At 47.6% G+C, this 23,829-nt stretch carries 33 protein-coding genes and 1 riboswitch; of the genes, 18 read left to right on the forward strand and 15 right to left on the reverse strand.

What is annotated here, in order from left to right:
* On the reverse strand, positions 1-771 hold the full coding sequence (locus P4D80_RS12550) for a heme oxygenase (biliverdin-producing) (protein WP_421654324.1): 771 nt from the start codon (positions 769-771) through the stop codon (positions 1-3).
* A 244-nt stretch (positions 772-1,015) separates the two neighbouring features.
* On the opposite strand from P4D80_RS12550, the gene acsF reads away from it, so the two are divergent.
* Together acsF and P4D80_RS12560 are read left to right on the forward strand one after the other, a co-directional pair.
* Entirely contained in the window at positions 1,016-2,080 is a 1,065-nt protein-coding gene (gene acsF, locus P4D80_RS12555; RefSeq protein ID WP_421654325.1) for a magnesium-protoporphyrin IX monomethyl ester (oxidative) cyclase, read from the forward strand.
* Positions 2,081-2,264: 184 nt separating this feature from the next.
* Positions 2,265-3,860, forward strand: a complete 1,596-nt coding sequence (locus P4D80_RS12560; protein ID WP_421654326.1) for a pyruvate kinase — start codon at positions 2,265-2,267, stop codon at positions 3,858-3,860.
* Between the two features lie 27 nt (positions 3,861-3,887).
* Here P4D80_RS12560 and hetL read toward each other — a convergent pair whose 3' ends face one another.
* Positions 3,888-4,613: a heterocyst differentiation pentapeptide repeat protein HetL gene (gene hetL, locus P4D80_RS12565; RefSeq protein ID WP_421654327.1), complete on the reverse strand. Its 726-nt coding sequence runs from the start codon at positions 4,611-4,613 to the stop codon at positions 3,888-3,890.
* A gap of 161 nt (positions 4,614-4,774) precedes the next feature.
* Between hetL and psbA the strand changes: the two genes are divergently transcribed.
* Positions 4,775-5,857: a photosystem II q(b) protein gene (psbA, locus tag P4D80_RS12570; RefSeq protein WP_421654328.1), complete on the forward strand. Its 1,083-nt coding sequence runs from the start codon at positions 4,775-4,777 to the stop codon at positions 5,855-5,857.
* A gap of 126 nt (positions 5,858-5,983) precedes the next feature.
* On the opposite strand, the gene P4D80_RS12575 is transcribed toward psbA, so the two are convergent.
* Entirely contained in the window at positions 5,984-6,340 is a 357-nt protein-coding gene (locus P4D80_RS12575; protein ID WP_421654329.1) for an ArsR/SmtB family transcription factor, read from the reverse strand.
* A gap of 96 nt (positions 6,341-6,436) precedes the next feature.
* Between P4D80_RS12575 and P4D80_RS12580 the strand changes: the two genes are divergently transcribed.
* The gene (locus P4D80_RS12580; RefSeq protein WP_421654330.1) at positions 6,437-8,086 is read left to right on the forward strand and encodes an FAD-dependent oxidoreductase; all 1,650 of its coding nucleotides are present in this window, start codon (positions 6,437-6,439) and stop codon (positions 8,084-8,086) included.
* Here the strand turns inward: P4D80_RS12580 and P4D80_RS12585 are convergent.
* From P4D80_RS12585 to P4D80_RS12610, 6 genes are all read right to left on the reverse strand, one after another.
* Positions 8,062-8,664 carry a cation transporter gene (locus P4D80_RS12585; protein ID WP_421654331.1) on the reverse strand — a complete coding sequence of 201 codons (603 nt, stop codon included), beginning with the start codon at positions 8,662-8,664 and terminating at the stop codon, positions 8,062-8,064. The genes P4D80_RS12580 and P4D80_RS12585 overlap by 25 nt on opposite strands.
* 168 nt (positions 8,665-8,832) lie before the next feature.
* Positions 8,833-9,282 (reverse strand): NUDIX domain-containing protein, encoded by a 450-nt coding sequence (locus P4D80_RS12590; RefSeq protein WP_421654332.1) that lies wholly within the window; start codon positions 9,280-9,282, stop codon positions 8,833-8,835.
* Positions 9,263-9,415 (reverse strand): hypothetical protein, encoded by a 153-nt coding sequence (locus P4D80_RS12595; protein ID WP_421654333.1) that lies wholly within the window; start codon positions 9,413-9,415, stop codon positions 9,263-9,265. Before P4D80_RS12595 ends, P4D80_RS12590 begins: the two co-directional genes overlap by 20 nt.
* A gap of 267 nt (positions 9,416-9,682) precedes the next feature.
* The gene (locus tag P4D80_RS12600) at positions 9,683-9,919 is read right to left on the reverse strand and encodes a hypothetical protein (protein ID WP_421654334.1); all 237 of its coding nucleotides are present in this window, start codon (positions 9,917-9,919) and stop codon (positions 9,683-9,685) included.
* Positions 9,888-10,658 carry an arsenic resistance protein gene (locus P4D80_RS12605; RefSeq protein ID WP_421654335.1) on the reverse strand — a complete coding sequence of 257 codons (771 nt, stop codon included), beginning with the start codon at positions 10,656-10,658 and terminating at the stop codon, positions 9,888-9,890. The genes P4D80_RS12600 and P4D80_RS12605 overlap by 32 nt, the downstream gene beginning before the upstream one ends.
* A 45-nt stretch (positions 10,659-10,703) precedes the next feature.
* A complete protein-coding gene (locus P4D80_RS12610; RefSeq protein WP_421654336.1) occupies positions 10,704-11,282 on the reverse strand; it encodes a 4Fe-4S binding protein in 579 nt (192 codons plus the stop codon).
* Between the two features lie 119 nt (positions 11,283-11,401).
* Here P4D80_RS12610 and P4D80_RS12615 point away from each other — a divergent pair, with 119 nt between their 5' ends.
* Positions 11,402-11,995 (forward strand): class I SAM-dependent methyltransferase, encoded by a 594-nt coding sequence (locus P4D80_RS12615; protein WP_421654337.1) that lies wholly within the window; start codon positions 11,402-11,404, stop codon positions 11,993-11,995.
* Positions 11,996-12,033: 38 nt separating this feature from the next.
* Here the strand turns inward: P4D80_RS12615 and P4D80_RS12620 are convergent, their stop codons facing one another.
* The 6 genes from P4D80_RS12620 to P4D80_RS12645 all read right to left on the reverse strand — a co-directional run bounded on the left by P4D80_RS12620 (position 12,034) and on the right by P4D80_RS12645 (position 14,903).
* Positions 12,034-12,501, reverse strand: a complete 468-nt coding sequence (locus P4D80_RS12620; RefSeq protein WP_421654338.1) for a DUF2214 family protein — start codon at positions 12,499-12,501, stop codon at positions 12,034-12,036.
* 162 nt (positions 12,502-12,663) lie between these two features.
* Positions 12,664-12,975, reverse strand: a complete 312-nt coding sequence (locus tag P4D80_RS12625; protein ID WP_421654339.1) for a hypothetical protein — start codon at positions 12,973-12,975, stop codon at positions 12,664-12,666.
* A gap of 112 nt (positions 12,976-13,087) precedes the next feature.
* Entirely contained in the window at positions 13,088-13,543 is a 456-nt protein-coding gene (locus P4D80_RS12630; protein ID WP_421654340.1) for a hypothetical protein, read from the reverse strand.
* Positions 13,544-13,644: 101 nt separating this feature from the next.
* Positions 13,645-14,040 carry a rhodanese-like domain-containing protein gene (locus P4D80_RS12635; RefSeq protein ID WP_421654341.1) on the reverse strand — a complete coding sequence of 132 codons (396 nt, stop codon included), beginning with the start codon at positions 14,038-14,040 and terminating at the stop codon, positions 13,645-13,647.
* A gap of 100 nt (positions 14,041-14,140) precedes the next feature.
* Complete coding sequence (locus tag P4D80_RS12640) at positions 14,141-14,305, reverse strand: Rieske 2Fe-2S domain-containing protein (protein ID WP_421654342.1); 165 nt, start codon at positions 14,303-14,305, stop codon at positions 14,141-14,143.
* A 385-nt stretch (positions 14,306-14,690) separates the two neighbouring features.
* Positions 14,691-14,903 carry a YgaP family membrane protein gene (locus tag P4D80_RS12645; protein ID WP_421654343.1) on the reverse strand — a complete coding sequence of 71 codons (213 nt, stop codon included), beginning with the start codon at positions 14,901-14,903 and terminating at the stop codon, positions 14,691-14,693.
* A gap of 191 nt (positions 14,904-15,094) precedes the next feature.
* On the opposite strand from P4D80_RS12645, the gene P4D80_RS12650 reads away from it, so the two are divergent.
* The 13 genes from P4D80_RS12650 to crcB all read left to right on the forward strand — a co-directional run bounded on the left by P4D80_RS12650 (position 15,095) and on the right by crcB (position 23,820).
* Positions 15,095-15,619, forward strand: coding sequence for a DUF4079 domain-containing protein (locus P4D80_RS12650; protein WP_421654344.1), 525 nt, complete (start codon positions 15,095-15,097; stop codon positions 15,617-15,619).
* A 43-nt stretch (positions 15,620-15,662) separates the two neighbouring features.
* Positions 15,663-16,022 carry a cytochrome c6 PetJ gene (petJ, locus tag P4D80_RS12655; protein ID WP_421654345.1) on the forward strand — a complete coding sequence of 120 codons (360 nt, stop codon included), beginning with the start codon at positions 15,663-15,665 and terminating at the stop codon, positions 16,020-16,022.
* Between the two features lie 93 nt (positions 16,023-16,115).
* Positions 16,116-16,379, forward strand: a complete 264-nt coding sequence (locus P4D80_RS12660) for an NAD(P)/FAD-dependent oxidoreductase (RefSeq protein ID WP_421654346.1) — start codon at positions 16,116-16,118, stop codon at positions 16,377-16,379.
* Between the two features lie 285 nt (positions 16,380-16,664).
* Positions 16,665-17,972: an NAD(P)/FAD-dependent oxidoreductase gene (locus P4D80_RS12665; protein ID WP_421654347.1), complete on the forward strand. Its 1,308-nt coding sequence runs from the start codon at positions 16,665-16,667 to the stop codon at positions 17,970-17,972.
* Between the two features lie 10 nt (positions 17,973-17,982).
* Positions 17,983-18,456, forward strand: a complete 474-nt coding sequence (locus P4D80_RS12670) for an ArsR/SmtB family transcription factor (protein WP_421654348.1) — start codon at positions 17,983-17,985, stop codon at positions 18,454-18,456.
* Positions 18,377-18,970, forward strand: a complete 594-nt coding sequence (locus tag P4D80_RS12675) for a Tll0287-like domain-containing protein (protein WP_421654349.1) — start codon at positions 18,377-18,379, stop codon at positions 18,968-18,970. The genes P4D80_RS12670 and P4D80_RS12675 overlap by 80 nt, the downstream gene beginning before the upstream one ends.
* An 11-nt stretch (positions 18,971-18,981) precedes the next feature.
* The gene (locus P4D80_RS12680; RefSeq protein WP_421654350.1) at positions 18,982-19,515 is read left to right on the forward strand and encodes a DUF3122 domain-containing protein; all 534 of its coding nucleotides are present in this window, start codon (positions 18,982-18,984) and stop codon (positions 19,513-19,515) included.
* A gap of 39 nt (positions 19,516-19,554) precedes the next feature.
* A complete protein-coding gene (locus tag P4D80_RS12685) occupies positions 19,555-20,118 on the forward strand; it encodes a ferritin-like domain-containing protein (RefSeq protein WP_421654351.1) in 564 nt (187 codons plus the stop codon).
* A 94-nt stretch (positions 20,119-20,212) separates the two neighbouring features.
* On the forward strand, positions 20,213-20,608 hold the full coding sequence (locus tag P4D80_RS12690; RefSeq protein ID WP_421654352.1) for a hypothetical protein: 396 nt from the start codon (positions 20,213-20,215) through the stop codon (positions 20,606-20,608).
* A 224-nt stretch (positions 20,609-20,832) separates the two neighbouring features.
* Positions 20,833-21,522: a radical SAM protein gene (locus P4D80_RS12695; RefSeq protein WP_421654353.1), complete on the forward strand. Its 690-nt coding sequence runs from the start codon at positions 20,833-20,835 to the stop codon at positions 21,520-21,522.
* 10 nt (positions 21,523-21,532) lie between these two features.
* Positions 21,533-22,162, forward strand: coding sequence for a 4Fe-4S single cluster domain-containing protein (locus P4D80_RS12700; RefSeq protein ID WP_421654354.1), 630 nt, complete (start codon positions 21,533-21,535; stop codon positions 22,160-22,162).
* Between the two features lie 203 nt (positions 22,163-22,365).
* Entirely contained in the window at positions 22,366-23,067 is a 702-nt protein-coding gene (locus P4D80_RS12705; protein ID WP_421654356.1) for an MBL fold metallo-hydrolase, read from the forward strand.
* A 117-nt stretch (positions 23,068-23,184) separates the two neighbouring features.
* Positions 23,185-23,281: riboswitch (Fluoride riboswitch) on the forward strand.
* A 98-nt stretch (positions 23,282-23,379) separates the two neighbouring features.
* Positions 23,380-23,820 carry a fluoride efflux transporter CrcB gene (gene crcB / locus P4D80_RS12710; protein WP_421654357.1) on the forward strand — a complete coding sequence of 147 codons (441 nt, stop codon included), beginning with the start codon at positions 23,380-23,382 and terminating at the stop codon, positions 23,818-23,820.
* Positions 23,821-23,829 lie beyond the last annotated feature (9 nt).

Genomic DNA, 23,829 nt, shown 5'->3' on the forward strand with positions numbered 1-23,829 from the left:
TCAGATGACGTAATTTACTGGTTCTGGCTTTAGTGTTTTAGGTTCGGATGAATGATGGAAGGTACGTTCTGTACTGCCGGGTTTATCCTGACGGGTCAGTAGATCAAAGGCATGATCACCGATGGCGGCTTTCACATCTGGCTCTAGTTCATGCATCACATCTCGGTTCAAGGCAAAAGCAAAATTTGCTTCAGCAACAATCCGACGAATCGTGACTGCATCTAGGTTCAAAGCGTTGATCGCATGGCGGTATCTTTCTTTAAAGGCTCGTTTTGCTTCTGGGGTAGGAATCTGCTCAAACTCATAGAGAGACGTTCCCTGAGTAGGAGGCAGATTGAGGGCAGAGCGAATGATGGTTTTGAGAGCCTGACCACCGGATAGATCACCCAAATAGCGGGTGTAGGAATGGGCAATCAACAAGGTTGGATCAGTGGTTGCCACTTCCCGAATGCGGTTGACATAGACTAACCCCGCCGCAGAAGGAACAATTTGATCTCGCCACTGTTCGCCATAATAAAATGCCAAATCTTGCTCTAGACTAGCAGTCCGATTCAGTTCCGGAAAGTGAATCGCAGCCACAATCGGTTTATCGCAGTGGCTTTCAATTTCGGTTTCTAGAATGCTGTAAACAAAATAGAGATTGGCAAGCAGCTTCCGAAAAGGTTCCCACTCAACAACTTCTTGCAGGAAGCATTTCATGAATGCCGTGTTTTCTGCCAAGGTATGGGCATGGGCAGTTCCTTCTCGCAGGGCAACGGATAGCATAGTCATGATACAACTCCTTCAAATTCTGAAAAGTTGAGGTTAAACAGACTTACTGCGTTCTGTCGAAGGTGCGAGCCTCGCAGTAAAATCAGCACAGAATTAACCATAACTTAATTCTTATATAGTTATCAAGCAAAACCAAAAGCTTACGATATGGATGCTTCACAATTTTTCAAAAAAGATAAAAGCATAATTGCACGCGAGATTGTATTATAACTTGATAGTTATCAAGTATGTGGATAGGGTGATTATGATTTCGTCTCCGCCCAGTTCAACAGAGGTTGCTACTTCAAAAGCAATTCAGGAAAACTTGCTCACTCCCCGGTTTTACACCACAAACTTTGACGTTGTTGCAAGCCTTGACCTCACCCCCCAACAGCGGCAGCTGGAGGTCATGCTGGCAGAAATGCAAGCAGACTATAACCGTCACCATTTTGTTCGAGATGAATCGTTTAATCAGTCTTGGGAACATCTCGATGAAGTAACCCGTAAAGCCTTTATCGACTATCTAGAACGTTCCTGTGTCTCTGAGTTTTCTGGTTTTTTGTTGTTCAAAGAACTATCTCGTAAGCTGAAGCAGCGTAGTCCACTACTGGCAGAAATTTTTCATCTAATGGCACGGGATGAAGCGCGTCATGCGGGTTTTCTGAATAAAGCCATGGCTGATTTTGGCTATTCAATGGATTTGGGCTACTTGGCCAAAGCACGGACCTATACGTTCTTCCCAATCGAGTGGATTATTTACACCGTTTATCTATCTGAAAAGATTGGCTATTGGCGCTACATCATCATCTATCGACATCTAGAGCAACATCCAGAGCATTCATTCTATCCACTGTTTAAATATTTCGAGAGCTGGTGCCAGGATGAAAACCGCCACGGCGATATCTTCAAGGCATTACTGCATTCTCAACCGCACTTGGTCAATACTTGGAAAGCAAAACTGTGGATGCGCTTCTTTTTGCTGATGGTGTTTGCGACTCATACAATGACGGTGCACGAGCGATCAGGGTTTTATCAAGCACTGGGATTGGATGCAACGGAGTTCGATCGCCAGGTGATTGAAAAGACGAATGAAACAGCAGCCCGCGCCTTTTCGGTGGTACTTGATACCCAGCATCCAAGCTTTTACCGACGGCTGCAACAGTGTTCGGACTTGAATCAGCAAATTCTCGCCATTCACCAAAGCACCCGACCTCAATTTCTGAAGCGTCTCCGCAAAGTACTGCTGCAACTGGCGATCGCTGGACACTTGCTCAGGCTGTATTTACTGCGTCCGGTGAATGCTCAAGCCATATGGGGAACCGTTCGCTAGCTCTGGTTGCTTATCAAGTCTGGAGCCGGAATCAATCTAAGCAGCGATCTAGGAATCAATCCAAACAACAGCGATTGAGTTCAGGCATTGCTTCATCACAAAATAGAAGTGGCAATTGAGTATTTTCTGATGTTCCATGTCTGGCAGAGTTTGATCCCTTAGGAACTATTACAGGAGAGAGTGTATGATTCGCTCAATGTCTGAACTCAACACCGAATCGCTTGACCTATCCAACCCTCAGATTTTGCTCTCTGTTCTAAAAAAACTGAAGCAAACCATCGAACAAGAAGGGCACAGTACCTTTGAACGGTGGCGATCACAAATTCAACAGTCTGATTTTCTTGCCAGCGCATTAAATTTAGCCTACTACCTTGCCCTACGTTGCTATGATCTACGTCCGCTTCAAGTGGCACTCATGCCTTGGGGCTTATCGTCCCTAGGACGCATTGAAGCTCGCGTCATGCCAAACTTGGATGCAGTGATCGCCACTCTGATGGCTATCTGTGACAAAGACTCTAACGAACCATCATCTGAATCGGTAAACCGTCCAGATCTGATGTCCTTTTTTGAGGGAAATTATCTGCTTCAACGACGCACAGAGGAGTTGTTTGGTCCATCTTTAGCTCATCGACGGGTCAGGATTATGGTGACACTACCTACTGAAGCTGCAACCGATTATGACTTTGTGCGAACGCTCCTGGAACGCGGTGCAAACTGTCTGCGAATCAACTGTGCCCATGATGATCCGGTTCTCTGGCAAGGAATGATTGATCAGGTTCGGCGAGCCGAGCAGGAAACAGGCAGACTCTGTAAAATCATGATGGATCTGGGAGGGCCAAAAATCCGCACAGGTACTGTGGTGACACCACCCGGTCAAAGCAGGGTGTTTCGTGGTGATCAAATTGTTCTGCTGCGGAATGCACCAGAGTCCAATGCAGAATGTGACCCAAAACGATCTCCAAGCACATTGTTTCAAATTCAATGCTCGGTTCCTAATATTATTGACCAATTAGAGGTTGGGGCATTGGTCTATATAGATGACGGGACAATTCGCACTCAGGTTGTGAAGACGCACTATTTACTCCCCAACGGTCAATCAGGGCTGCTCTTGGAGGTGACTCATGCCAGACCCAAAGGAGTCAAACTGCGGTCAAAAAAAGGGTTAAACTTTCCGAATACCGTTTTATCTCTTAATCCACTCACCGAGAAAGATCGACAAGATCTTGACTTTGTTGCCGTTCATGCAGACATCATTGGCTATTCATTTGTGCAGCGATCGGCAGATCTAGAATTACTTCAGCATGAATTAGATGAACGCCTTCAGCGCCATCGCCCCCGTCCGGCCATTGTCGCCAAAATTGAAACGGCAATGGCGGTAAATAATCTGCCAGAGCTAATCATTCAGGCAGCAGGGAAGCAACCTTTTGGGGTGATGATCGCGAGAGGAGACTTAGCTGTTGAAATTGGCTACCAGCGGTTAGCAGAAATTCAGGAAGAGATTCTGTGGATTTGCGAAGCTGCCCATATTCCCGTGGTTTGGGCTACTCAGGTGTTAGAAAATCTGGTGAAAAATGGCGCACCTTCGCGTGGCGAAATGACCGACGCGGCCATGGCCGAACGGGCTGAATGCGTCATGCTTAACAAAGGTCCATTTATTGCTGAGGCGGTTACGATTTTAGATGATGTCTTGACTCGCATGGAAACTCATCAGTTGAAGAAAACCCCCCAGTTACGAGCCCTTCATTCCTGGTCAATCGCAAATCATCCACCTCTAACATGAGCAAGCGGAGATAAATATTCCTATCGTTCAGTCATGCACAGAGCCATCGGGCATCGTTGCACCTGTCAGATCAGCTCGGCTCAAAACTGTGCCTGTTAGATCGGTATAAAGTAGGTTTGCCCGCTGTAAAATAACACCGCTCAGATCGGCATAGCTGAGATCGGCTCCTTGTAAGTTGGCTTCCGTTAAGTTTGTGGGGATTAGCAACTGAGGTGATCGCTGCACCAACACTGCCCGACACAAGCTGGCTCCCTCCAGATTTGCCTGATACAGCAGCGCTCCTCCTAGATTGGCATAGGATAGGTTTGCCCCTTTGAAGCTGGCATGGCTGAGATTAGTTTGCTGATCAGCTCCTGATTGCAAATCAGCTTCAATCAAGAGCGAATGATCGAAATTTGCTTTGGATAAATTTGCCCCAGACAAACTCGCTTTGAGCAAATTCGCGTTAGTCAGTTGAGCTTGGGTTAAAACAGCTCCACTCAGATCCGCTTCTCGTAAAGTTGCACCGTGCAGATCGGCTGCAGTCAGATCTGTGCCCCAGAGAATCGCTTCACTTAAATCGGCGGTTCTCAAGGTGCTTCGACTGAGGTTGGTTTTGCCCAAACGACTTTGACGCAAATCTGCTCGGCTTAGATCAATCTCGGACAACTGGAGGTGCAGCAAATTCTGTCCGCGGAGCATTGCGTTACTAAAGTCGCGCTGCCCAGTTTTGTAATGCTCTAGCAGTTGACGAACAACGGTTTGATCACTCATAGGAATTCATCCAGACTTTGATCGAATTAAGATTCTACAAGAATTTCCGTTGCTCCTGTTGACAGTTATATAACTAGAAAGTTATAAAATCATATCATCGAGCTTTAATTGCTTGATGTTCACTATACCTCAGATCACCTCATGAATTGAGGATTGGGATTATGACAACATTATTGGAACGAAGAAATTCAACCAACGCTTGGGATCGGTTGTGCAACTGGATTACCAGCGTGGAAAACCGTTTGTACATCGGCTGGTTCGGAGTATTGTTGATTCCGACGGCATTGGTAGCCGCGATTGTGTTCATTCTGGCTATGATTGCAGCGCCCCCGGTGGATATTGACGGCATCCGCGAACCGGTCTCTGGTTCGTTGCTCTATGGCAATAACCTGATGACTGCGACTGTTGTGCCCACGTCGAATGCGATCGGGCTGCATTTTTACCCAATCTGGGAAGCAGCATCTCTGGATGAATGGCTTTACAATGGCGGCCCTTGGCAAATGATCGTGTTTCATTTCTTGATTGCGATCTACGCCTACATGGGGCGGCAATGGGAATTGAGTTATCGGCTAGGAATGCGCCCTTGGATTTCAGTCGCGTATTCGGCTCCAGTGGCAGCAGCGACCTCTGTATTATTGATTTATCCCATCGGTCAAGGTAGCTTCTCGGATGGGTTGATGCTGGGCGTATCGGGCACTTTTAACTTCATGATTGTTTTCACCGCAGAACACAATGTTCTGATGCATCCGTTCCACATGCTGGGTGTGGTGGGTGTGTTTGGAGGAGCCTTGTTTAGTGCCATGCATGGCTCGCTAGTGACTGCTTCTCTGGTGCGGGAAACCTCCGAAGTGGAGTCCCAGAATTATGGCTACAGGTTTGGGCAAGAGGAAGAAACTTACAATATCGTGGCAGCGCACGGCTACTTTGGTCGCCTGATTTTCCAATATGCTAGCTTCAACAATAGCCGATCGCTGCACTTCTTCCTGGCAGCTTGGCCTGTTGTGGGCATCTGGTTTGCAGCCTTGGGCATCAGCACCATGTCGTTTAACCTGAATGGGTTCAACTTCAATAACTCAGTGTTAGACAGCCAAGGGCGTGTGATTCCTACTTGGGCCGATCTGTTGAACCGAGCCAACCTGGGAATTGAAGTGATGCATGAGCGCAATGCCCACAATTTTCCGCTGGATCTAGCAGCAGGTGAAGCTCAGCCAATTGCATTAAAAGCTCCTGCGATAACTGGTTAAACAGTGCAGGCTAATTGGTCTGTTGTCATAGTTTGAATGAGTGTAATTGCGTCTTCTGTTTTGCGTCTCCAGATGATAGGAGGCGCATTTCTGCATCAATCTTTCAGTATCAGTCTTTTAGCAATCTTATTGTTGTAGCTGCTTGAGTTGTTTTAAGGTTTTTGTTTGTTTCAAAATGCGGTCATGAATGCGATCGCACGCCAGATCACAAAACTCAAACACCGCTGGGTCAATAATTTCGTAGTAGGCACTAGTACCTTTGGGTTGGCGAGATAAGATTCCGGCTTGCGTTAGCACCTTCAAGTGTTTAGATAGATTGGCCTGCCCTAACCCCGTCGCTTCGCATAGCTCCATCACATTCATTGGACTGTCGCGAAGATAATGTAAAATTTGCAGCCGACTGGTTTCAGACAACACTTTAAAGTAATCGGCAACTGATGCCAGAGTATCCAAATCAGGCTGAGTTCGTTTCTTTGCAGGCATAGACAGGCTAAAATAAACGATGATATCGTCATTGCATGACTATATGCTATTACAGCAGATTCAAGCCTAATGAGTAGGGAATAGAAGGGAGATTCAATGGCTAAACCGCGGATTTTGATTGTCGGCGGCGTTGCTGGGGGAGCATCCTGTGCAGCGCGGGCACGACGGCTGTCGGAAGCCGCAGAGATCATCATCTTTGATCGCGGGCAATTTGTCTCCTTTGCCAACTGTGGTTTGCCCTACTACGTGGGTAGCATCATCACCGATGAGAAAAAGCTGTTGGTTGCCAATGTAGCTTTATTTAAGCAACGGTTTAACATCGAAGTTCGATTACAGCACGAAGTGGTGGCAATTGATCGTACTGCCCAAACCCTAACGGTGAAAAACCTACAAACTGGAGAAGTACAACAAGAACCCTACGATGCCTTGGTGTTATCTCCTGGTGCCGCACCGATCCGTCCGCCGCTGCCAGGAATTGAGTTGCCAGGAATTTTTGCCCTGCGCACGATTCCCGATAGTCGTCGGATTCGAGAATGGATTGACGCTCATCAGGTAAAGCAAGCAGTCGTCGTGGGCGGTGGCTTTATTGGGTTGGAAATGACAGAAAATTTAGTGCATCGCGGTATTGCGGTGACGCTGATAGAAAAACTGCCCCAGGTGATGCCATCCTTTGATCCAGAGATGATAGCTCCGGTTCAGGCTCACCTCCAGTCTCAAGGCGTGAACCTATGCCTAAACGATGGCGTTCGGGGCTTTGCAACCGGAGCAAATCATAGCCTGATTGTCCAAACAGACTCTGGTGAGCAACATCCTGCTGAGATGGTAATTTTGGCGATTGGAGTACGACCGGAGAATAAGCTAGCAAAAGAGGCAGGGCTAGAACTGGGAGAACGCGGTGGAATCCGGGTTAACGCGGCCATGCAAACCAGCGATCCGCAGATTTGGGCGGTGGGCGATGCCGTAGAAGTGCAGGATTTTGTGACCCAAGAGTGGACGTTGATTCCTCTGGCTGGGCCTGCCAATCGTCAGGGGCGGATTGCGGCGGAAACCATTCTGGGACGGGATTCACAGTTTCGTGGTGTACAGGGAACCTCTGTTTGCGGCATCTTTGATTTGACGGTGGCGAGCACTGGAGCCAATGAGAAAACCCTCCAGCGTGTAGGCATGGACTACCGCAAGGTTTATCTCCATCCCGGTCATCATGCGGGCTACTTTCCTGGTGCCCAACCGATCGCCATCAAGCTTTTGTATGCTCCAACCGATGGTCGGATTCTAGGGGCACAAGCGGTTGGCACTGCCGGAACCGAAAAGCGGATTGATGTGCTGGCTATGGCGATTCAGGCAGGCATGACCGTTTTTGATTTGGAAGAAGCGGAACTGTGCTACGCACCGCAATTTGGAGCGGCCAAAGATCCCGTGAACATGGCGGGTATGATTGCGGTCAATGCTTTGCGCGGCGATGCGCCGATTGTCTACTGGGAAGATCTGGATTTGGCGCAGGTATGCTTAGTCGATGTGCGCGAGGAGTCCGAATTTGAGCGGGGACATGTTGCCGGGGCAATCAATCTGCCGCTATCGCAACTGCGGCAACGGATAGAGGAACTTCCCCGTGATCGCCCTGTTTGGATCTACTGCCAGGTGGGACAACGCGGCTACTATGCCACCCGAACCCTACGGCAATCTGGGTTCGATGCCCATAATCTCACAGGTGGCTTTAAGACCTATGAAGCCTTAACAGAGGCTTGATCGCGCAGAATGGCGATGCCGCCCCGCAGGACGATCGCCGCGACAATCAGCCCAATTACCAAATCGGGCAACCGCGATCCAGTAAAGCTGACTAAGAAACCAGCCGCGATCACGCCCAAATTGGCAATCACATCATTTTTTGAGAAGATCCAGCTTGCCCGCATGTGGATTTCTCCCTGGCGGTGTTTGGCAATCAGCAGCAAGCACACCGTGTTGGCGGCTAAGGCTAATAGCCCAATGCCCACCATCCAGGTCGGTTCTGGGTCGCTGCCAAGAACAAAGCGCCGCACCACATCCGCTAGCACCAGCAGCGCCAAACCCACTTGAAACAGACCGCTTAACCCAGCGGCTCGTTTTTTGGCTGCGGTCGATCGCCCCACGGCATAGAGGGCAATACTGTAGACAGTGGCATCAGCAAACATATCTAAGGAGTCTGCCACCAGTGCAGTTGAACCTGCCAGTAGCCCCGTCCCAAACTCCAGCACAAACATTGATGCATTAATCGCCAACAACCACCCCAGCGTTTTGCGCTGCGCTGCATTGTCCGCTTTAACGTCACCACAACCGCAATCAGACATCTTGCTTCCCTTGATTCAAAGTGTGCGGCTCAATGGGTGCGACTACTTCACCCATTTGGCTAGCATCGTACCCGCCTAAAGCAGCCAGTTGTAACAATACACACCGATGTCCTAATGTACCCAACAATTGTTGCACAAGCATTTCATCCAGATAAAGCTTAGGAATGACTAAATCCCACCATTAGTTATGTTTAGAATCCACTCTAGCAGTACAGCTCGACACTGCAAACAATTGAGAATTTTAAGTAATGGATAGATTCCTGCTGGAGTTACGGAATAAGTGGCTGCAATCCGTTCGTTGGCAAGTTTGGTCGCGCTGTGGATGTGAGCAACAAAGCCATAAAGTTTTTGGTTTGAGAAAGAACTATTGACTGCCCATCCGGTGGAGTTTAGAGTGATGAGCTGCTCGATCGAGCCTGAATCAACACCCAGTTCTCGCTGTAGGGTTGCGATCGCCGCCTGTTCTGGACTTATTCCAGGGGGCACTCGTCCGCCTGGGAAGTCCAACGTGACCGATCCGACTCCAGGGCGATAGCTAGGAACGGGCAAGAGAATTTGTTCATTCTGAATCGGCAATACAATGACCGAATCCGCTTTCTCAATCCGCCAGTATTCCAATACGTTCCCCCTGATGGTCTTGAAGATGTTCACCCATCAATGTCAGCCAGTGCGAATGCAACTCTAGAAAGCAATCTTGAACCGTCCAAGCTTGCTCAACCCGGCGTTGTTCAGCGTCAAAGGATGGAGTCATTACTGATTTGATACTTGAGATTGGCGATCGTCCTGAGAGTTAACGGCTTGTGTCGTCAACTGCCGCAAAAACACCTGAGGTTCTGACGAATTCAACCCTTCCTGTGAGACTGATAACACTCCTGCCAGGCCTCCTGATAATAGAGAGTGTTCAAAGAACTGGGTTTCACCAGGATGAAGCCCTTGAATCCCCGTTCCCATAACCTGGATTTACACAAAAATTTGAACGCTCCCGATAATAAAGTAGACACTGCTAACGCTAGCGTATTCAAATAGCTTCAACAGGTCTACCAAAAATCCTATCAGTAAACTTCACATACCAAGCAGCCGCCTGCACTTGAATGATGTATGCCATCGAAATGATCAGCGCGATTTCTGAACCCTCTTTGCCGAAAGCCGTCATCGCGATCGCCAGGGCAATCGATAGGTTTCGCATTACGGTTCCATAGACCAGCGCGATCGCATCATTCCGATTAAAAAACAGTTTGCCGATGACCGTACTCAACAGAAAGTTGCAGCCATACACAATTGCTAAAGGCAGGAGTAAGGAAGCCAATATCCAGGGGGTTGGCCACAATTCCCTTTGCGCGCAATGCCATCGCAACAAACACAATCCCCAACACACCCAGTGTCGAGAAGGCGGGAAATTTCTGCTTCAAGTTTTTGTTGTATCTATCTTTGCCCACCGTAACCAACAAGAGGCGCCGAGTTATGATGCCTAAAACCAAAGGCAAGAACACAACCACGAGGATTTGTTGAAACACGCTTGCCAAAGGAATTTCAACGACTGTTCCCATTAACCATTTTGCATAAAATGGAGTAGCGATTGACCCAGCAATTAATCCAACAACGGTCATTTTGATTGCCGCACTCACATTTCCTTTCGCAAATCCTGTCCAGGAAATCGTCATGCCACTGGTAGGAAGTAAGGCTGATAGGAGGAGTCCCAGTGCAATCAACGGCTGATCATGGAAGAACCATTGACCCACAAAATAATCAAAAAAAGGAATAATTGCAAAGTTAATCAACTGAGTGACGATTTGAACCTTATAATCACCACCTGAAAAAACTTCCTGAACCTGTAGGTTGATCATCATGGGATAGACCATGAAAAAGGTTAAAGGAATAATTGTTGCTTTTAGGAAACTAGGGTCAATGGAAACACCAAAGAGAATGCCCGCTATCATTGCGGCTGGAATCGACCAAATAAGCTGCTGTTGAATCAGAGAAAGAAATTTCCACATGAAAGTCTGTTGGTGATGTGTCAGTTGAATTAGGAATGGATTAGGTTACGGGTTTGAGTTAGGTTTTGTGGGTGCTGAGTCTGTCGCTGCAGGTAGCTGGGCTTGCTGGGATGCCTTTCGTTTGGCGCGGGTGTGGCGTTGCCCCAACTTACCGAGGGATTCTTGCAGCGTTCCCATCGGGCAAAAAGAGCACCAGGCGCGAGGACGAGTGGCAATTCCCAGAGGAATTGCAATTAAACTGGTGACAACACACATGTTGACAAATACTCCCCCGATTGCCAGCAAGTCACCACCTGTTGCAATCATGCGGGAAATAAAGACACTCATAAATAACCCGAACACCCCCCAGCGGAACCAACGCCGATTAAATAGGCGTGGCCAGGGGCGATTGAAGGTAAAGTGTGGCATGACAATATCTAAAAAAGCTCCTCTGGGACAGAGATTGCCGCACCAATAGCGAGCGTGAAAGTAAGAGTTTGTAATCAGAAATGCCATCATCAAGGGCATCAAATAGCCCAGCAATGGATAGAATAAGCCCCCGATCGCAATTAATGGGAGGAATCCCAGCATGATCCATTGAGAACGCTTGCCTTTCAGTTTTCTAGCTTTGGCTAGTGTCGTCATTAAAGTGCCTCCTCTTCTAGATTAAATAATTATATAACCAGATAGTTATTAAAAGACAATGCGTAATTATACCTGTACACTGAAAGCGTTGACCTAATTCAGTCAGGACTTAGTTGATCATGAACCAGTGGGACACACGCTACAAGGCAGAAGATTATATCTATGGCACGACTGCCAATGATTTCTTGATCAGCGTTGTTGATCGCATTCCGCCAGGGCGCATTCTCTGTTTGGCAGAGGGAGAAGGACGAAACGCGGTCTTCCTGGCAGAGAAAGGCTATTCAGTAACGGCGGTTGACTTCTCTAGTGTTGGCTTGCAGAAGGCACGACAATTGGCGGCTGGGCGAGGTGTCAGTATCGAAACCTGTTGTGCTGATTTAAGTGAGTTTATGATTCAGCCCAACCAATGGCAGGGAATTATTTCCATCTTTGCTCATGTACCACCGGAAGTGCGTGTTCCTCTGCACCGCGCTGCTGTAGCAGGATTAGCAACTGGCGGAGCCTTCGTCTTAGAAGCCTACACGCCTCAACAGTTGCAATACAAGACTGGCGGTCCACCGACTGCCGAGCTAATGATGAACCTGACTGAGCTACAGACTGAATTGATGGGACTAGAATGGGCGATCGCTCAGGAAAAAGTACGCTTCATCCGCGAGGGGATGCTACACAACGGAATGAGTGCTGTGGTCCAACTTCTAGGATTTAGGCATTAATTCTATCCTAGGATTTAGGCATTAATTCTATTCTTAAATTATCTGTTTACCCAATCTACTCCGACCCCTCTAGCTAGCATGGCTGCAAATAAAGGAATGATGCCCAATCCGATTAACTCTCCTCGAATCAGCCAGGATAGTTGCTGTACCTGCGATAACTCAAGGTTTGGGCTTTTGCCTTCCCGCAACTGCTTTACCCAAGACACAAACGAAAAGGTGGGATAAAGAGATAGCAAACTCACTACTACAAAAATTCCGACCTTTGTGTAAAAGACCGGACTACTGAGGTAATATTCAGTACCTTTCCCAAAGTACAGGACTCTTAAGATGCCTGTAACCAAAATTGTTGTAGCAGATAACCCATACACAGCATCAGCTGTAACCATCTTCCAAGCTTCGTTCAGCCTCAGCTCCTGCTTCAGCGTCAGACTTTCAACAATCAACGCTCCAAATGCCAGCATGAAGCTCAGATAATGCAAATAGGCTGTAACAACACTTCCCCACATTAGTTCCTCTCTAGTGCTATTGATATTCAATCAAACTCAGGGTTCTATCAATAGAACATCATGAAAATGAGTAAAGTCGATATAGTGTTCTCCACATTTGGTTTCGTGAATAATGTCCACTAGTTGGTAATTCCATAAAATCTCTTGTGTTTGGTAAAGATGTCAAGCATGAACTGCTTGAGTCACTATTTTATCAATGCTACTCAACGAAATAACAATTTGGGCTTTGAGGTGAACTAAAGAGTCTGTGGTTTGCCCTTGTAGAGGGCTGTCTGTGTCAATCGGATGAATCGCTGTCCATGCTAGTGCAAAGCTAGGCGTTTGGCTGAGTAAGAGTCGTAAGGGATAAAGGCAGCGCATAAACTGATCTTCCAAACTGATTCCATCTCGCAAGAGATATGCTCGCATCTGGGCTTTTATAACATCTGGGCTTCTATAATTTTGATTGTCTCGTTGGTTGGCTGTACGAAACATCAGGATAGGTATGCCGTTGTATAGCGGTAGTCATTGTGGTTAGGACGGGGTGCAGGGGTGGAACCCCCTGGCTGGGGGCGAAGCCCCCCACTCCCTCTCTAATTCCAATGTCCTAATGCACCCGCGTAGAGCTATAATAGGTTACAACGGCAAAACGACTGAAGAGAACACGGGCAGTAGATTGAGAAAAGCACGTAAACGCCAGTCTGGTTACGACTGCGAAACCCAAAAGCTCAATCAATGCTTCGAAGGTGACAACAGCATTGGTAAAAATTGGTAATTGGTAAAAATTGGTAAAAAAAGTTTGAGGGTATATTTGAGGGTATAAGTTTCCGTATCCGATTGATGCCAGCGTTTGCACACTGAGGAAGAACGCATCCCCAAACGATCCAGCGTGAGCGCTGGCAATACCCTCTCCATCAGTTAGGTAGACCAGGGCGAAAATAGCGTTTATTGCGGCATACGTTAGCACAATAAACAGCAGAAACCCAGACCAAGAAACTGTCAGTAACAAATGGTAGGGATCACGCCAGTACAAGTACCAAACGCCAGCATTGGGTAGTTGCAAAACTCCTTTTGGGACAAGTCTTAATTTTTTGCAGGTTGTCTTCCTCGTCGAATCTGCATAATATTTGATCTACTGTCCCAACAAGTTCAACAAGGAACAGATCAATTTTTTTGGGTTTTCAATTCGGTCTTTAGACCCGATCGCCGCCATTCCATCATGCCGCCTGTGATGTTATAGACTGTGGTGAAACCTGCATCTGCAAGCTTCTTTGCTGCGATCGGGCTACGATGCGCTGTTAAGCAGATCACTGCAATGGGTTGCTCTTTTGACAATTCCCGAAACCATCGGGGTAAAAACCACTGCGTTAGGCTCAAGCCCATCAAAATTCTCGGCAGACTTAAATTGCGAGCATTGGGCACGTGACCTGTGAAATACTCTAGGGAACTGCGAACATCGATGAGTAAGGGTGGGTTCGGCAACTGAGCAAATTCTGTGGGAGACAGATCCGTTATAGTTGGCTCAGAATGAACAAGTTTAGAATGAGTCAGTTTAGCCATTGAACACCTCGTTTATGATTAAGCCCACCAAGGCTCTTTGCCAGTATGGGGATGCCAGTATGGGGATCGGCTTCCATCCAGGAGGAGATTAAACATACTATCATTGTCCATCACGGCGACATGAACAATCTTGAGGAGTAGGGGGAGCTGGCCCTCGAATCACTGTTCCATCCGACGCGTAAAGAGAACCATGACAAGGGCATTGAAACTGTTGATCTACTGCATTCCAGGGAAAGGTGCAACCCAAGTGAGTGCAATTATCCACAAGCCCTACAAAATCAAGCGTTTGATCATCTTTGACAACTGATCGTATTTGACAACAAGGTAGGTTGGTTCACCTGCTAACCCTGCTACCAGCGCACGAGTTCCGGGGGGTTCTGTCAAAATTTGGCTTGCGGGAATTGGATTCCCCAGAATGTCTTTAGCAATGATGCCACCCTCTACCCCAGCGTCTTCTTTGGGTGGAATAAAGAACTGACCAACCGACTAAAGTGCAGAACCTACGTTACGGCTAACGTTGCTCCAGTGAGAAAGTTAAGCAGTTGTCGCCGTGATAAGGATAGTTCTTCGAGAGGAAAAGTGTTGTCCATTAGAAACCTCCTTTTTGCATGGTCTGAAGATGTGAAACAATGGGTAAAACTAGGGTAAAACTAAAGTTGTTCGTTGGGTTGGTTTGTGTGAATTCCGAGAAGGCGATAAAGACCGCAGAAGCCAACCAGGGCTGTGACTAGAGACACACTGCCTACAACCACCAGCCCAATCCCCAAAGTAGTGCCACTGTAGAGAAACAATCCTAGATAAAACAGCACTGAAGCTAAAACCAAGCGGATCAGACGATCAAGCAAGCCAACATTCGTTTTCATCGCTGAAATCTCCAAATACAGATCAAGCAAATTACAAAAGCCATCGAATAGTTGCAGAGACAGACTCCGCAGCCTTGCAACGTTTTGTAACTCTACTCATAATATAACTGATTAGTCATAAAATAGTAAAGTAGATCATGAAATAGTAAAGTAGATTAAAAGTGTGGGCTTATATTTTGGAGCTATCCCAGATGCGTTTAGAGGGTTTAGCAGCTTTTCAGCCTTATCTCAGCTTTTTTCATCCTGCGGCAATGTGGGTTTTGTTTGGTGTTGCGCTCTACGCCCTGTACCTAGGTGTACAAGTCCGACGGACGAGACTAGCAGATGGCGATTGCAAGAAAGAGTTGGTCAAAGGTCGCTTTGCGGTTCGTCATCATCAAATTGGCTCTATCCTCTTGGCATTGCTGGTTCTAGGGGCGATCGGTGGTATTACAGTGACCTACCTGAACAACGGCAAGGTTGTAATTAGTCCCCATTTGTTTGCAGGTTTGGGAATTGTCGGCTTGATTTCTACGTCTGCGGCATTGGTTCCCTTTATGCAAAAGCATGACTGGGTTCGCAGTGTTCATGTTATGCTCAACCTGATTTTATTGGGATTGTTTGGTTGGCAAGCGGTGACAGGAGTGCAAATTGTGCAAAAAGATTGTAAGCCAGATGATGACAAACAGTACAGTGTGAACTCGAGTCATCATCAGGAATTAGAGCATTCAAATTAGGATGCTGAAGGTCATCAAGTTGTAATGGCTGGAGTGCATTGCGATGAAAAAACTACTTATTGTTGCAATATTGTTTCTTGGTGTTCTGGTCTTCCAAGGGTTACTCTTCCTTGTTCCGATCGCGAGTCTACCGGCAAGTGCAGCCGATTTACAAAATGGGGCGAAGGTGTTTCAAACGAACTGTGCTATGTGTCATCGAGGTGGCAAAAACATCATTGCAGCCGATAAAACCCTGGACAAAGCTGCTCTCGAAAAGTATGGAAAAGATTCAGTAGAGGCGATCGCCGCGCAGGTCAAAGCAGGGATGAATGCGATGCCAGCCTTTAAAGAAAAACTATCTGAAACACAAATTGAAGACGTTGCGGCTTATGTGCTAGAGCAGGCTCAAATAGGTTGGCAATGATTGCATAGTGAAGAATGCCTATCTACACATATTTTTTTAGAGAGGTTTTGATAATGTTTACACAGCCTCTAATCCATTCAACCTCAGATGCTCTTGCATTCAACCTCAGATGCTCTTGCAGATAATCTTTACGATGTAGCTATTATTGGGGGCGGACCTGCTGGACTTAGTGCTGCTCTCTATGCTTCACGAGCAGGCTTACAAACAATTGTGTTAGATAAAAGTCCTGGAGCAGGGGCACTTGCTTTGCCTTATAAGATTGAAAACTATCCTGGCATTCTCCAGGTGATGACTGGGAAAGACCTGCTCTCTGTCTTTCGTCAGCAAGCCGAGAACTTTGGTGCCAAAATTATTTAAACGCAAGTCATTTTTAGGTTACTGTCTTTGGGTTAAGCGTTTTCAGGTGGGAATCTCCAGAGTTCCTGCCTAAAATTGCCCTTTGGGCAATGACGCGATCGGCTGTGTCAATTCATTTACTAACTTAGGGCTTGACGGGGAATTTATACCACTATATAGTTATACAATAAATAAAAAGTTGTTCGTCCCGACCTCAGGATTCAATAAATTCTTATATGTCTCTGCAATCTGAGCAGGATTGAAAGCTTCGACCGACTGGATTGCAGACTTTTGGAGGCTCCTCACATGGCTCACATCGTTGTGATTGGCGCAGGATTGGGTGGTCTGCCAACTGCCTACGAACTTCGGCATCTTCTCCCCCATCAGCATCAAATTACCTTAATATCTGATACTCCCCAGTTTACGTTTCTTCCCTCGCTGCCCTGGGTGGCTTTAGGGTTAACAGCCCTGGAGTCAGTTCAGGTGAAGTTGCTCAACCGACTTGAACCGCGTGGCATTCATTGGGTGCAAGGGCGAGTTGAAGGGATCGATCCAGACAACCGACAGGTGGTTGTGAATCAAGCGCCGCTTTTCTACGACTACTTGGTGATTGCAACCGGAGCAGAACTTGATTTAGACGCGGTACCAGGTCTAGGCCCAGATAATGGCTACACCCAATCGGTATGTAACCCCCATCATGCGCGATTAGCCCAGCAAGCATGGCAACAGTTTTTAGCACAGCCAGGGCCGTTGGTTGTGGGCGCGGTTCCGGGAGCAAGTTGTTTTGGGCCAGCTTATGAGTTCGCGCTGTTAGCGGACCGCGAATTGCGAAAACGAGGCTTGCGAGATCAAGTCCCAATCACCTTTGTGACACCAGAACCCTATGCAGGTCACTTAGGCATTGGTAGTATGGCAAATTCGGCGAACCTAGTGACTACCTTGATGGCAGCGCGGGGGGTGGAAGTCATCGAGAATACGGCGGTGACAGCGGTGGAGCCTGACCAGATCCGGCTTGCTGATGGACGATCGCTTCCCTTTGCCTACTCCATGCTATTACCTGCCTTTCGTGGTCCCCAATTTTTGCAGGACGTTCCAGGTCTGACCGATGCAAATGGCTTTATTCCGGTGTTGCCCACCTATCAGCACCCTAACTATTCTTCCATCTATGCTGTGGGTGTGATTGTCCAGCTTCATCCACCGGAAGCCACGCCGCTGCCAGTGGGAGTGCCAAAAACGGGGCAGATGACAGAAGCGATGGGCATGGCCGTGGCGCACAACATTGCGATCGCCCTCGGTGAAATGTCTGCTCATCCGGTCACACCCACGCTGGAAGCTATCTGCTTTGCAGATTTTGGCAATACTGGCATTTTGTTTCTGGCAGACCCTGTTTTGCCTGATCCGGCAACCGGCAACCGGCGACGGGCGATCGCGCTGCAAGGAGCCTGGGTGGGTTGGGCAAAAACCGCATTTGAGCAGTATTTCCTTGCCAAAATGCGTTTGGGTACAGCCGTTCCCTGGCTTGAACGGCTTGCCCTGAAAGGGGTTGGCTTATCGCTGGTGGAACCCCTGGCAAAATCATCATCAACCGATTGCCCGTATGGAACCCCCTGTTGAGGACATCTTAATGGACTGGACAACGAACTTAAAACGACTGGAACACATGGCGGATCGGTTTCGGATGATGTCTGACCCAACTCGTCTACAAATTCTGGCGGTCTTAGGGGAACAGGAATTAAGTGTGCAAGACATTTGCGATCGCACAGGCTGCAAACAATCTAACGTCTCCAAACATCTGCGGGTGCTGCGTGAAATTGGGGCGATCGCCTGCGAACAACGTAGCTACTACCACTACTATCGCGTGATCGATCCGCAAATTCTAAGCTGTTGGCGTTGTACCAAAACTGCTTGTAATGAATCAGGAAATGAGTCAGGAGAACCTTATGATGTTAAAGCCGATTCAGAGATTAATGCAGAACTTCCATCAGCGTGTGATCAGCCTTGGTTTCAAACTGGTTGTCATGATCAGTTTCAGTCTGTTGCTAGTCAGTTGGAAACCTGTCATAGCATTAGCCGCTCCCAACATTCCCAATCCGAGTGAATTATCACGTGCGGTTCAGGAAATTGAAAATTTGGATGCAATGCGCTCTGGATTAGCGTCTTCCTTGGAGGGGCGCACAGAAGAACCCACGATGCAAACCATGAAGGAAGTTTGCCGCCCAGTGGGGATGCGAGCCATGCAACTGAGTCAGGAGAATGGCTGGCAGGTGAAGCAAATCGCCAAGAAATATCGCAACCCCGCCCATGCACCGGATCACTTACAGGCTCAGATTGCCTTAGCAAAATTTGAACGCGAACCCAATCTTGTTGGATTTTGGGATCGAGAAACGATCGATGGGCAACTAGGAACTCGCTATTACCGCCGCATTGACGTGGAAGCAAGCTGTTTGGCCTGTCATGGATTAAAAGAGAATCGCCCTCAGTTTGTCAAAGACAACTATCCGCAAGATTTAGCCTACAACTTTCATGTCGGTGATCTGCGTGGAATGTATGCCGTATTTATTCCCGATAATGTGAAACAAGCGATTCAAGATGCAGTCAATTCATCATCCTAAGGTTGGTTTCAATGATGAAAATGATTTCACTACGCCAGTTGATTTTGCTCATTCTGATTCCTGGGATTCTGGCATGGGTACTCAATGTAGGGGTTATAGTTCACCCAGCTCAGGCTGCCATTCGCCAACTAGAAGAATCACCCGGACAAATGGTATATCAGTCTCGCCAAACGCTGAAGGATCGGCAGGGGAATATTTGGCAGGTGATCGCCTTTAAGCGAGTGCGATTGGACGGTACAGAAAGTATTTATTTACGCCTTGTCGGTTTTCCTGGCATCGCAGAAGTAGATCATACTCGTCCGCTCAAATTGATCAATTCACTGGGAAAAACTTGGACAGCCAATGATGTGTCACAGCAGATCTTTACAGATTCTGCGACTCCAGAACCGAACGTTGCTCAGTATGATTTGCAGCCAATTTTGATGCAATTAGACCCTGTGGTTCCCTTGCGGCTGGAAATTCCTAGCCTTGGTCAAGCCAGCATTACGCTGAATGTTTCACCATCGCTGATCGAAGAGTGGCGATCGCTCATCATACAGTCATAACTTATTCGTGACTAATCACATATCTAAAGGAAAAAATTGATGAATCACTACCATAAAGCCAATCGAATTCGTTCTCGCCAACGATGGGCAATCGCAGGAGCTTGCACAACAACGCTGGCTCTGTTCTCCCCAATGTTCCAGACTGCAATTGGCTCAGCGTCTACATCACTGGACAAACCTACCCAGCAAGCCATGATTGATGCAATCAACGACGAGTATCAAGCTCGTACGCTCTATGCAGCTGTCATTAATAAATTTGGTAGAGTGCGTCCATTTAGCAATATCGTGACTGCTGAAGATCGTCATGTCATGCTCTGGAATGACTTGTTTACTCGCTATGGATTGCCGATTCCAGAAGACAAGTTTGCGGGAGCAGTTGAAGCGCCTGAAACCCTCGAAGCCGCCTGTCAAATGGGTGTTACCGCAGAAATTGCCAACGTTGAGATGTACGATCACTTTCTAACGTTTGTCAAAGAACCGGATTTGCGAGCAGCATTCACCCAACTTCGTCATGTTTCTCAGGAAAACCACCTGCCTGCGTTTCAGCGCTGCCTTGACCGACAAGCGACTGGAGGCGGCAACCGACGTAATTCAGTTCGCTAAATGCAGTTTTACTTCTTCTAATTCTCTAAATGTTCAGGAAGGTTGAACGCGCTTCAAATCTCAAACCTTTATCTCAAGATTCGGAGTACAAGTAATGTCAGAACTCTTTTCCCCCGAATGGATGCGTGCTTATCAAGCAGCTTGGAATGCTGACGTAGCACTGGTAAATGCCTTAGCCAAAATTGAGTTTAATTCTGTGATTGGATATGGATTCCCTGACGAACCGCAGCCGAGAGGTGTTCTCACTGTAGTGCAGGGTCAAGTCATGACTGCTGAAAAGTACACTGGGCAAAGTTTGAACTGGGATTTGCGGGCAACGCCTCAGCAGTGGCGGTGTTGGATGCAGCAAGGCATTGACATGATGGGATTAAGCTTAGCGTATCTAACTGGCAAACTCAAATTCAAAGTTGGCGACTATCAAGCCATGATCAAAAAACCCATTGATGGCAGTCCCCTTTGTTCGATCGTTTGCAGTGATGCATCAATGTGAGCCTTGCAAGCAGCTTGCCCTCTAATAGCTGAATCAATGATATTGATGTCTTCTGAGCGTGAAAAATCGTGAACAAAGCGATTAAAAATGAATAATGCTGCACAACAAACGTTTCTTTAACTCTATCTATGGACCCGTAAAGTCTTGGCGATTTGGGCAATCTTTGGGAATTGATCCAATTGGCGCGGTTTCAAACTGTTCATTCAACTGTGTTTACTGTCAGCTTGGCGAAATTGAATGTCAGACCACAACTCGACAAGTTTTCATTTCAACTGAACAAATCCAACAAGATCTACAACCTTTTTGCGCCTTGGGACGTAGAGATTGTCACCGTCAGCGGCAGTGGCGAACCCACACTGGCTCAAAATTTGGCAGATATTCTAACCGTCGCTAAAACGATCGCCGCGAAGCCAGTGGCTGTTTTGACCAATGGTAGTTTACTGAGCGATCCAAACGTTCGGGCTGAATTGACTATTGCCGATCACGTTGCGGTCAAGCTGGATGCGATCGCCCCCAACTCCTTTCAACACATTAACCGACCCCTCGAAGACTTGGAACTTGGACAACTCTGGGCAGGTCTGTGGCAGTTTCGGCAACAATATTCGGGCATCTTATCGATCCAAACAATGGTACTTTCGGCGTGGAGCGATCAGCAACAAGCCGATTACATTACGCTGATGCAAAGACTGTTACCCAATGAAATTCAACTCAACACACCCACTCGTCCTAAACCGACTCGTCACGAACTCGATGCCCGGGGCAACCACACTCCAGGATCTCGACCTTACCCTGTACGTTCCCTCAAACCTGTGAGTGTAGAACAATTGCAGATTTTTCGCGATCGCATTCAAGCTGCAATAGGAATTCCGACTCGCTATCCTCAGCACCAACTCATCCCTTCCATGCAAGCGTAAAGGAGTAGCAATGATGCCGAATTCTCAGGAAAGGGCCGCGCTGAGACTGATGGAAATTCCACCGGATCATCTCAACATCATGGGGTATGTGGATGAATCAGAAGTGAATGGCCCTGGCTGCCGTGCGGTGATTTGGGTACAGGGCTGTTTACGGCAATGTCCGGGATGCTTTAACCCTGCGTCTTGGTCGTTTGAGCCGAATCAACTCATCCGTATTGATCAGCTGCTAGCGAAAATTTTGGCAAATCCACGCAACGAAGGAGTGACCTTTTCAGGTGGAGAACCGTTTTGGCAAGCACCTGCTTTAGCACAACTTGCCCATCAAGCCAAAGCACGGGGGCTGAGCGTCATGTCATTTACCGGATTCACCCTAGAGGAACTTCAAAGATCCGATGCCCCAACCGGCGCACAGGCACTGCTGGATGAGTTAGATATTTTGGTGGATGGTCCCTATGTCGAATCGCTGGCAGTGCATACGCCAGATTCCCTAGTGTCTTCGCGCAATCAACGAGTGCATGTATTCAATCCCGCCTTTCACGATCGCCTCAACTGGGCCAGCGATCAAATGGAAATTCACATTTTCAAAGACGGCAGCCGATTGATCACAGGCTACCGTGGGCAGATGAATCTCACAGAATAGCGATGACGGCTGAGGTCAAAAACTCAGCTATAATCAAAAGCATAAAATATCACTATATAGTGATATAATTACATAAGAAGGAAGGGTTGCCTTCCTCTCTCACCTCATTGCCAATTGATTTAGCCGATTGTTTTACGGAATTAGGGATTGCGGCATTGCGTTTCTCAACCTGTTCACTCTTCAACGAAAGGAGGACTCTAATCATGTTATTTCGCCAACTTTTTGATGAAGCTACCTGGACTTATACCTATCTGATTGCTGATCCAGGCACCAAGGAAGCTATCCTGGTCGATCCTGTGGCTGAACAAGTGGAGCGTGATCTGCGTATCTTGAAAGAATTGGGCTTGACCCTGCGCTATTGTTTGGAAACCCACATTCATGCTGACCATATTACGGGTACGGGCAAACTGCGGGATGCTACAGGATGTTTGGGGATTGTTCCTGCGGGTGCCCAAGCGGTCTGTGCTGATCGCGTAATGCGGGACGGTGAGGTGTTGCAACTGGGTTCACTTCGGATTGAGGCGATCGCGACTCCAGGTCACACTGACAGCCATGTCGCGTATTTGGTCAATGGGACACATCTATTGACGGGGGATTCCCTCTTGATTCGCGGCTGTGGACGCACCGACTTTCAAAGCGGCAATGCCGGGGCAATGTACGATGCCATCACCCAGCGCCTGTTTACTTTACCGGATGAAACGCTGGTATATCCAGGACATGACTATAAGGGCGAAACGGTGTCTACGATTGGCGAAGAAAAGCAGTGGAATCCTCGCTTTGTGGGGCAAACACGGGAGAGCTTTATTGACCTGATGGCAAACCTCAACCTGCCCAATCCCAAGAAAATTATGGAAGCAGTGCCAGCCAATCAGGAATGCGGCAAAGTGGCAATTGCGGCTCGATAGAGATTGTCACTAATCTGCTCTATGCAGTTAACCTTCCAGCAATTTAGCCCTCTTCGCACCGAGTAGAAGAGGGTTTTTGTCATGAATTAGGGTTTAGAGGTATAACTAGATTATGAACTAGATTATGGCAATGGAGCCTGCCAAAACCGCCATTAGAGATTGATACACCTTCAACAGGTTGCCAATGTCAATGGATGATGGCTCCTACTTTCCAGGATCGCTTCAGGGGAGTAGGGGCTGTGAGGTTGAAAACACTTACCTTCTCCTAAAGCACTGGGAAAATGGCAACTGGTGCCAATTTAGGAGATTTAGATGGTTGTTATTTCACTGCACCCAGTTTATTCGATTGAGCTGTTGTTGCTCTTACCAGATGGGCTAAGTGTACCAATAGCAGTTGGCATAGGGGCAATCCCCGGAGCATTAGGTCGGTACTATCTCACGCTCCTGTGTGCCCGGTGGTTGGGAGTCAGTTTTCCCGTTGGTACGTTTTTGATTAATCTGTCAGGCTCTCTGTTGATGGGCTTTTTCGCTGCCTTAGCGATCAAGCGCGTCATCCCCTCGTCAGAGTTGCAGTTTCTGATAACCACTGGGTTTCTAGGGTCGTATACTACCTTTTCCACCTATGCTCTAGACACTGCTAATCTGCGGCGAACGGGTAATCGATCGCTGACTCTTGTTTATTGGGCAGGCAGTGTGGTGCTGGGAGGGGTTTGCCTGGAAATCGGTATCCGTCTAGCTCAACTATTCAGCTAGTTGGAGATG

Origin of the sequence: Leptothermofonsia sp. ETS-13 (assembly GCF_049200465.1) — a bacterium.
Taxonomy (GTDB): domain Bacteria; phylum Cyanobacteriota; class Cyanobacteriia; order Leptolyngbyales; family Leptolyngbyaceae; genus Leptothermofonsia.

Excerpts from the sequence above, each read along its gene's own strand:
- P4D80_RS12705 (WP_421654356.1), top strand. The coding sequence starts at position 22,366 with ATGTTATTTCGCCAACTTTTTGATGAAGCTACCTGGACTTATACCTAT.
- P4D80_RS12645 (WP_421654343.1), bottom strand. The coding sequence starts at position 14,903 with ATGAAAACGAATGTTGGCTTGCTTGATCGTCTGATCCGCTTGGTTTTA.
- P4D80_RS12615 (WP_421654337.1), top strand. The coding sequence starts at position 11,402 with ATGAACCAGTGGGACACACGCTACAAGGCAGAAGATTATATCTATGGC.
- P4D80_RS12625 (WP_421654339.1), bottom strand. The coding sequence starts at position 12,975 with ATGTTTCGTACAGCCAACCAACGAGACAATCAAAATTATAGAAGCCCA.
- P4D80_RS12675 (WP_421654349.1), top strand. The coding sequence starts at position 18,377 with ATGATCAGTTTCAGTCTGTTGCTAGTCAGTTGGAAACCTGTCATAGCA.
- P4D80_RS12690 (WP_421654352.1), top strand. The coding sequence starts at position 20,213 with ATGTCAGAACTCTTTTCCCCCGAATGGATGCGTGCTTATCAAGCAGCT.
- P4D80_RS12575 (WP_421654329.1), bottom strand. The coding sequence starts at position 6,340 with ATGCCTGCAAAGAAACGAACTCAGCCTGATTTGGATACTCTGGCATCA.
- P4D80_RS12585 (WP_421654331.1), bottom strand. The coding sequence starts at position 8,664 with ATGTCTGATTGCGGTTGTGGTGACGTTAAAGCGGACAATGCAGCGCAG.
- P4D80_RS12700 (WP_421654354.1), top strand. The coding sequence starts at position 21,533 with ATGATGCCGAATTCTCAGGAAAGGGCCGCGCTGAGACTGATGGAAATT.
- psbA (WP_421654328.1), top strand. The coding sequence starts at position 4,775 with ATGACAACATTATTGGAACGAAGAAATTCAACCAACGCTTGGGATCGG.
- P4D80_RS12635 (WP_421654341.1), bottom strand. The coding sequence starts at position 14,040 with ATGGCTAAACTGACTCATTCTAAACTTGTTCATTCTGAGCCAACTATA.
- P4D80_RS12580 (WP_421654330.1), top strand. The coding sequence starts at position 6,437 with ATGGCTAAACCGCGGATTTTGATTGTCGGCGGCGTTGCTGGGGGAGCA.
- P4D80_RS12650 (WP_421654344.1), top strand. The coding sequence starts at position 15,095 with ATGCGTTTAGAGGGTTTAGCAGCTTTTCAGCCTTATCTCAGCTTTTTT.
- P4D80_RS12665 (WP_421654347.1), top strand. The coding sequence starts at position 16,665 with ATGGCTCACATCGTTGTGATTGGCGCAGGATTGGGTGGTCTGCCAACT.
- P4D80_RS12610 (WP_421654336.1), bottom strand. The coding sequence starts at position 11,282 with ATGACGACACTAGCCAAAGCTAGAAAACTGAAAGGCAAGCGTTCTCAA.
- P4D80_RS12685 (WP_421654351.1), top strand. The coding sequence starts at position 19,555 with ATGAATCACTACCATAAAGCCAATCGAATTCGTTCTCGCCAACGATGG.
- crcB (WP_421654357.1), top strand. The coding sequence starts at position 23,380 with ATGGTTGTTATTTCACTGCACCCAGTTTATTCGATTGAGCTGTTGTTG.
- P4D80_RS12670 (WP_421654348.1), top strand. The coding sequence starts at position 17,983 with ATGGACTGGACAACGAACTTAAAACGACTGGAACACATGGCGGATCGG.
- P4D80_RS12595 (WP_421654333.1), bottom strand. The coding sequence starts at position 9,415 with ATGACTCCATCCTTTGACGCTGAACAACGCCGGGTTGAGCAAGCTTGG.
- P4D80_RS12620 (WP_421654338.1), bottom strand. The coding sequence starts at position 12,501 with ATGTGGGGAAGTGTTGTTACAGCCTATTTGCATTATCTGAGCTTCATG.
- P4D80_RS12550 (WP_421654324.1), bottom strand. The coding sequence starts at position 771 with ATGACTATGCTATCCGTTGCCCTGCGAGAAGGAACTGCCCATGCCCAT.
- P4D80_RS12560 (WP_421654326.1), top strand. The coding sequence starts at position 2,265 with ATGATTCGCTCAATGTCTGAACTCAACACCGAATCGCTTGACCTATCC.
- acsF (WP_421654325.1), top strand. The coding sequence starts at position 1,016 with ATGATTTCGTCTCCGCCCAGTTCAACAGAGGTTGCTACTTCAAAAGCA.
- hetL (WP_421654327.1), bottom strand. The coding sequence starts at position 4,613 with ATGAGTGATCAAACCGTTGTTCGTCAACTGCTAGAGCATTACAAAACT.
- P4D80_RS12605 (WP_421654335.1), bottom strand. The coding sequence starts at position 10,658 with ATGTGGAAATTTCTTTCTCTGATTCAACAGCAGCTTATTTGGTCGATT.
- P4D80_RS12680 (WP_421654350.1), top strand. The coding sequence starts at position 18,982 with ATGATGAAAATGATTTCACTACGCCAGTTGATTTTGCTCATTCTGATT.
- petJ (WP_421654345.1), top strand. The coding sequence starts at position 15,663 with ATGAAAAAACTACTTATTGTTGCAATATTGTTTCTTGGTGTTCTGGTC.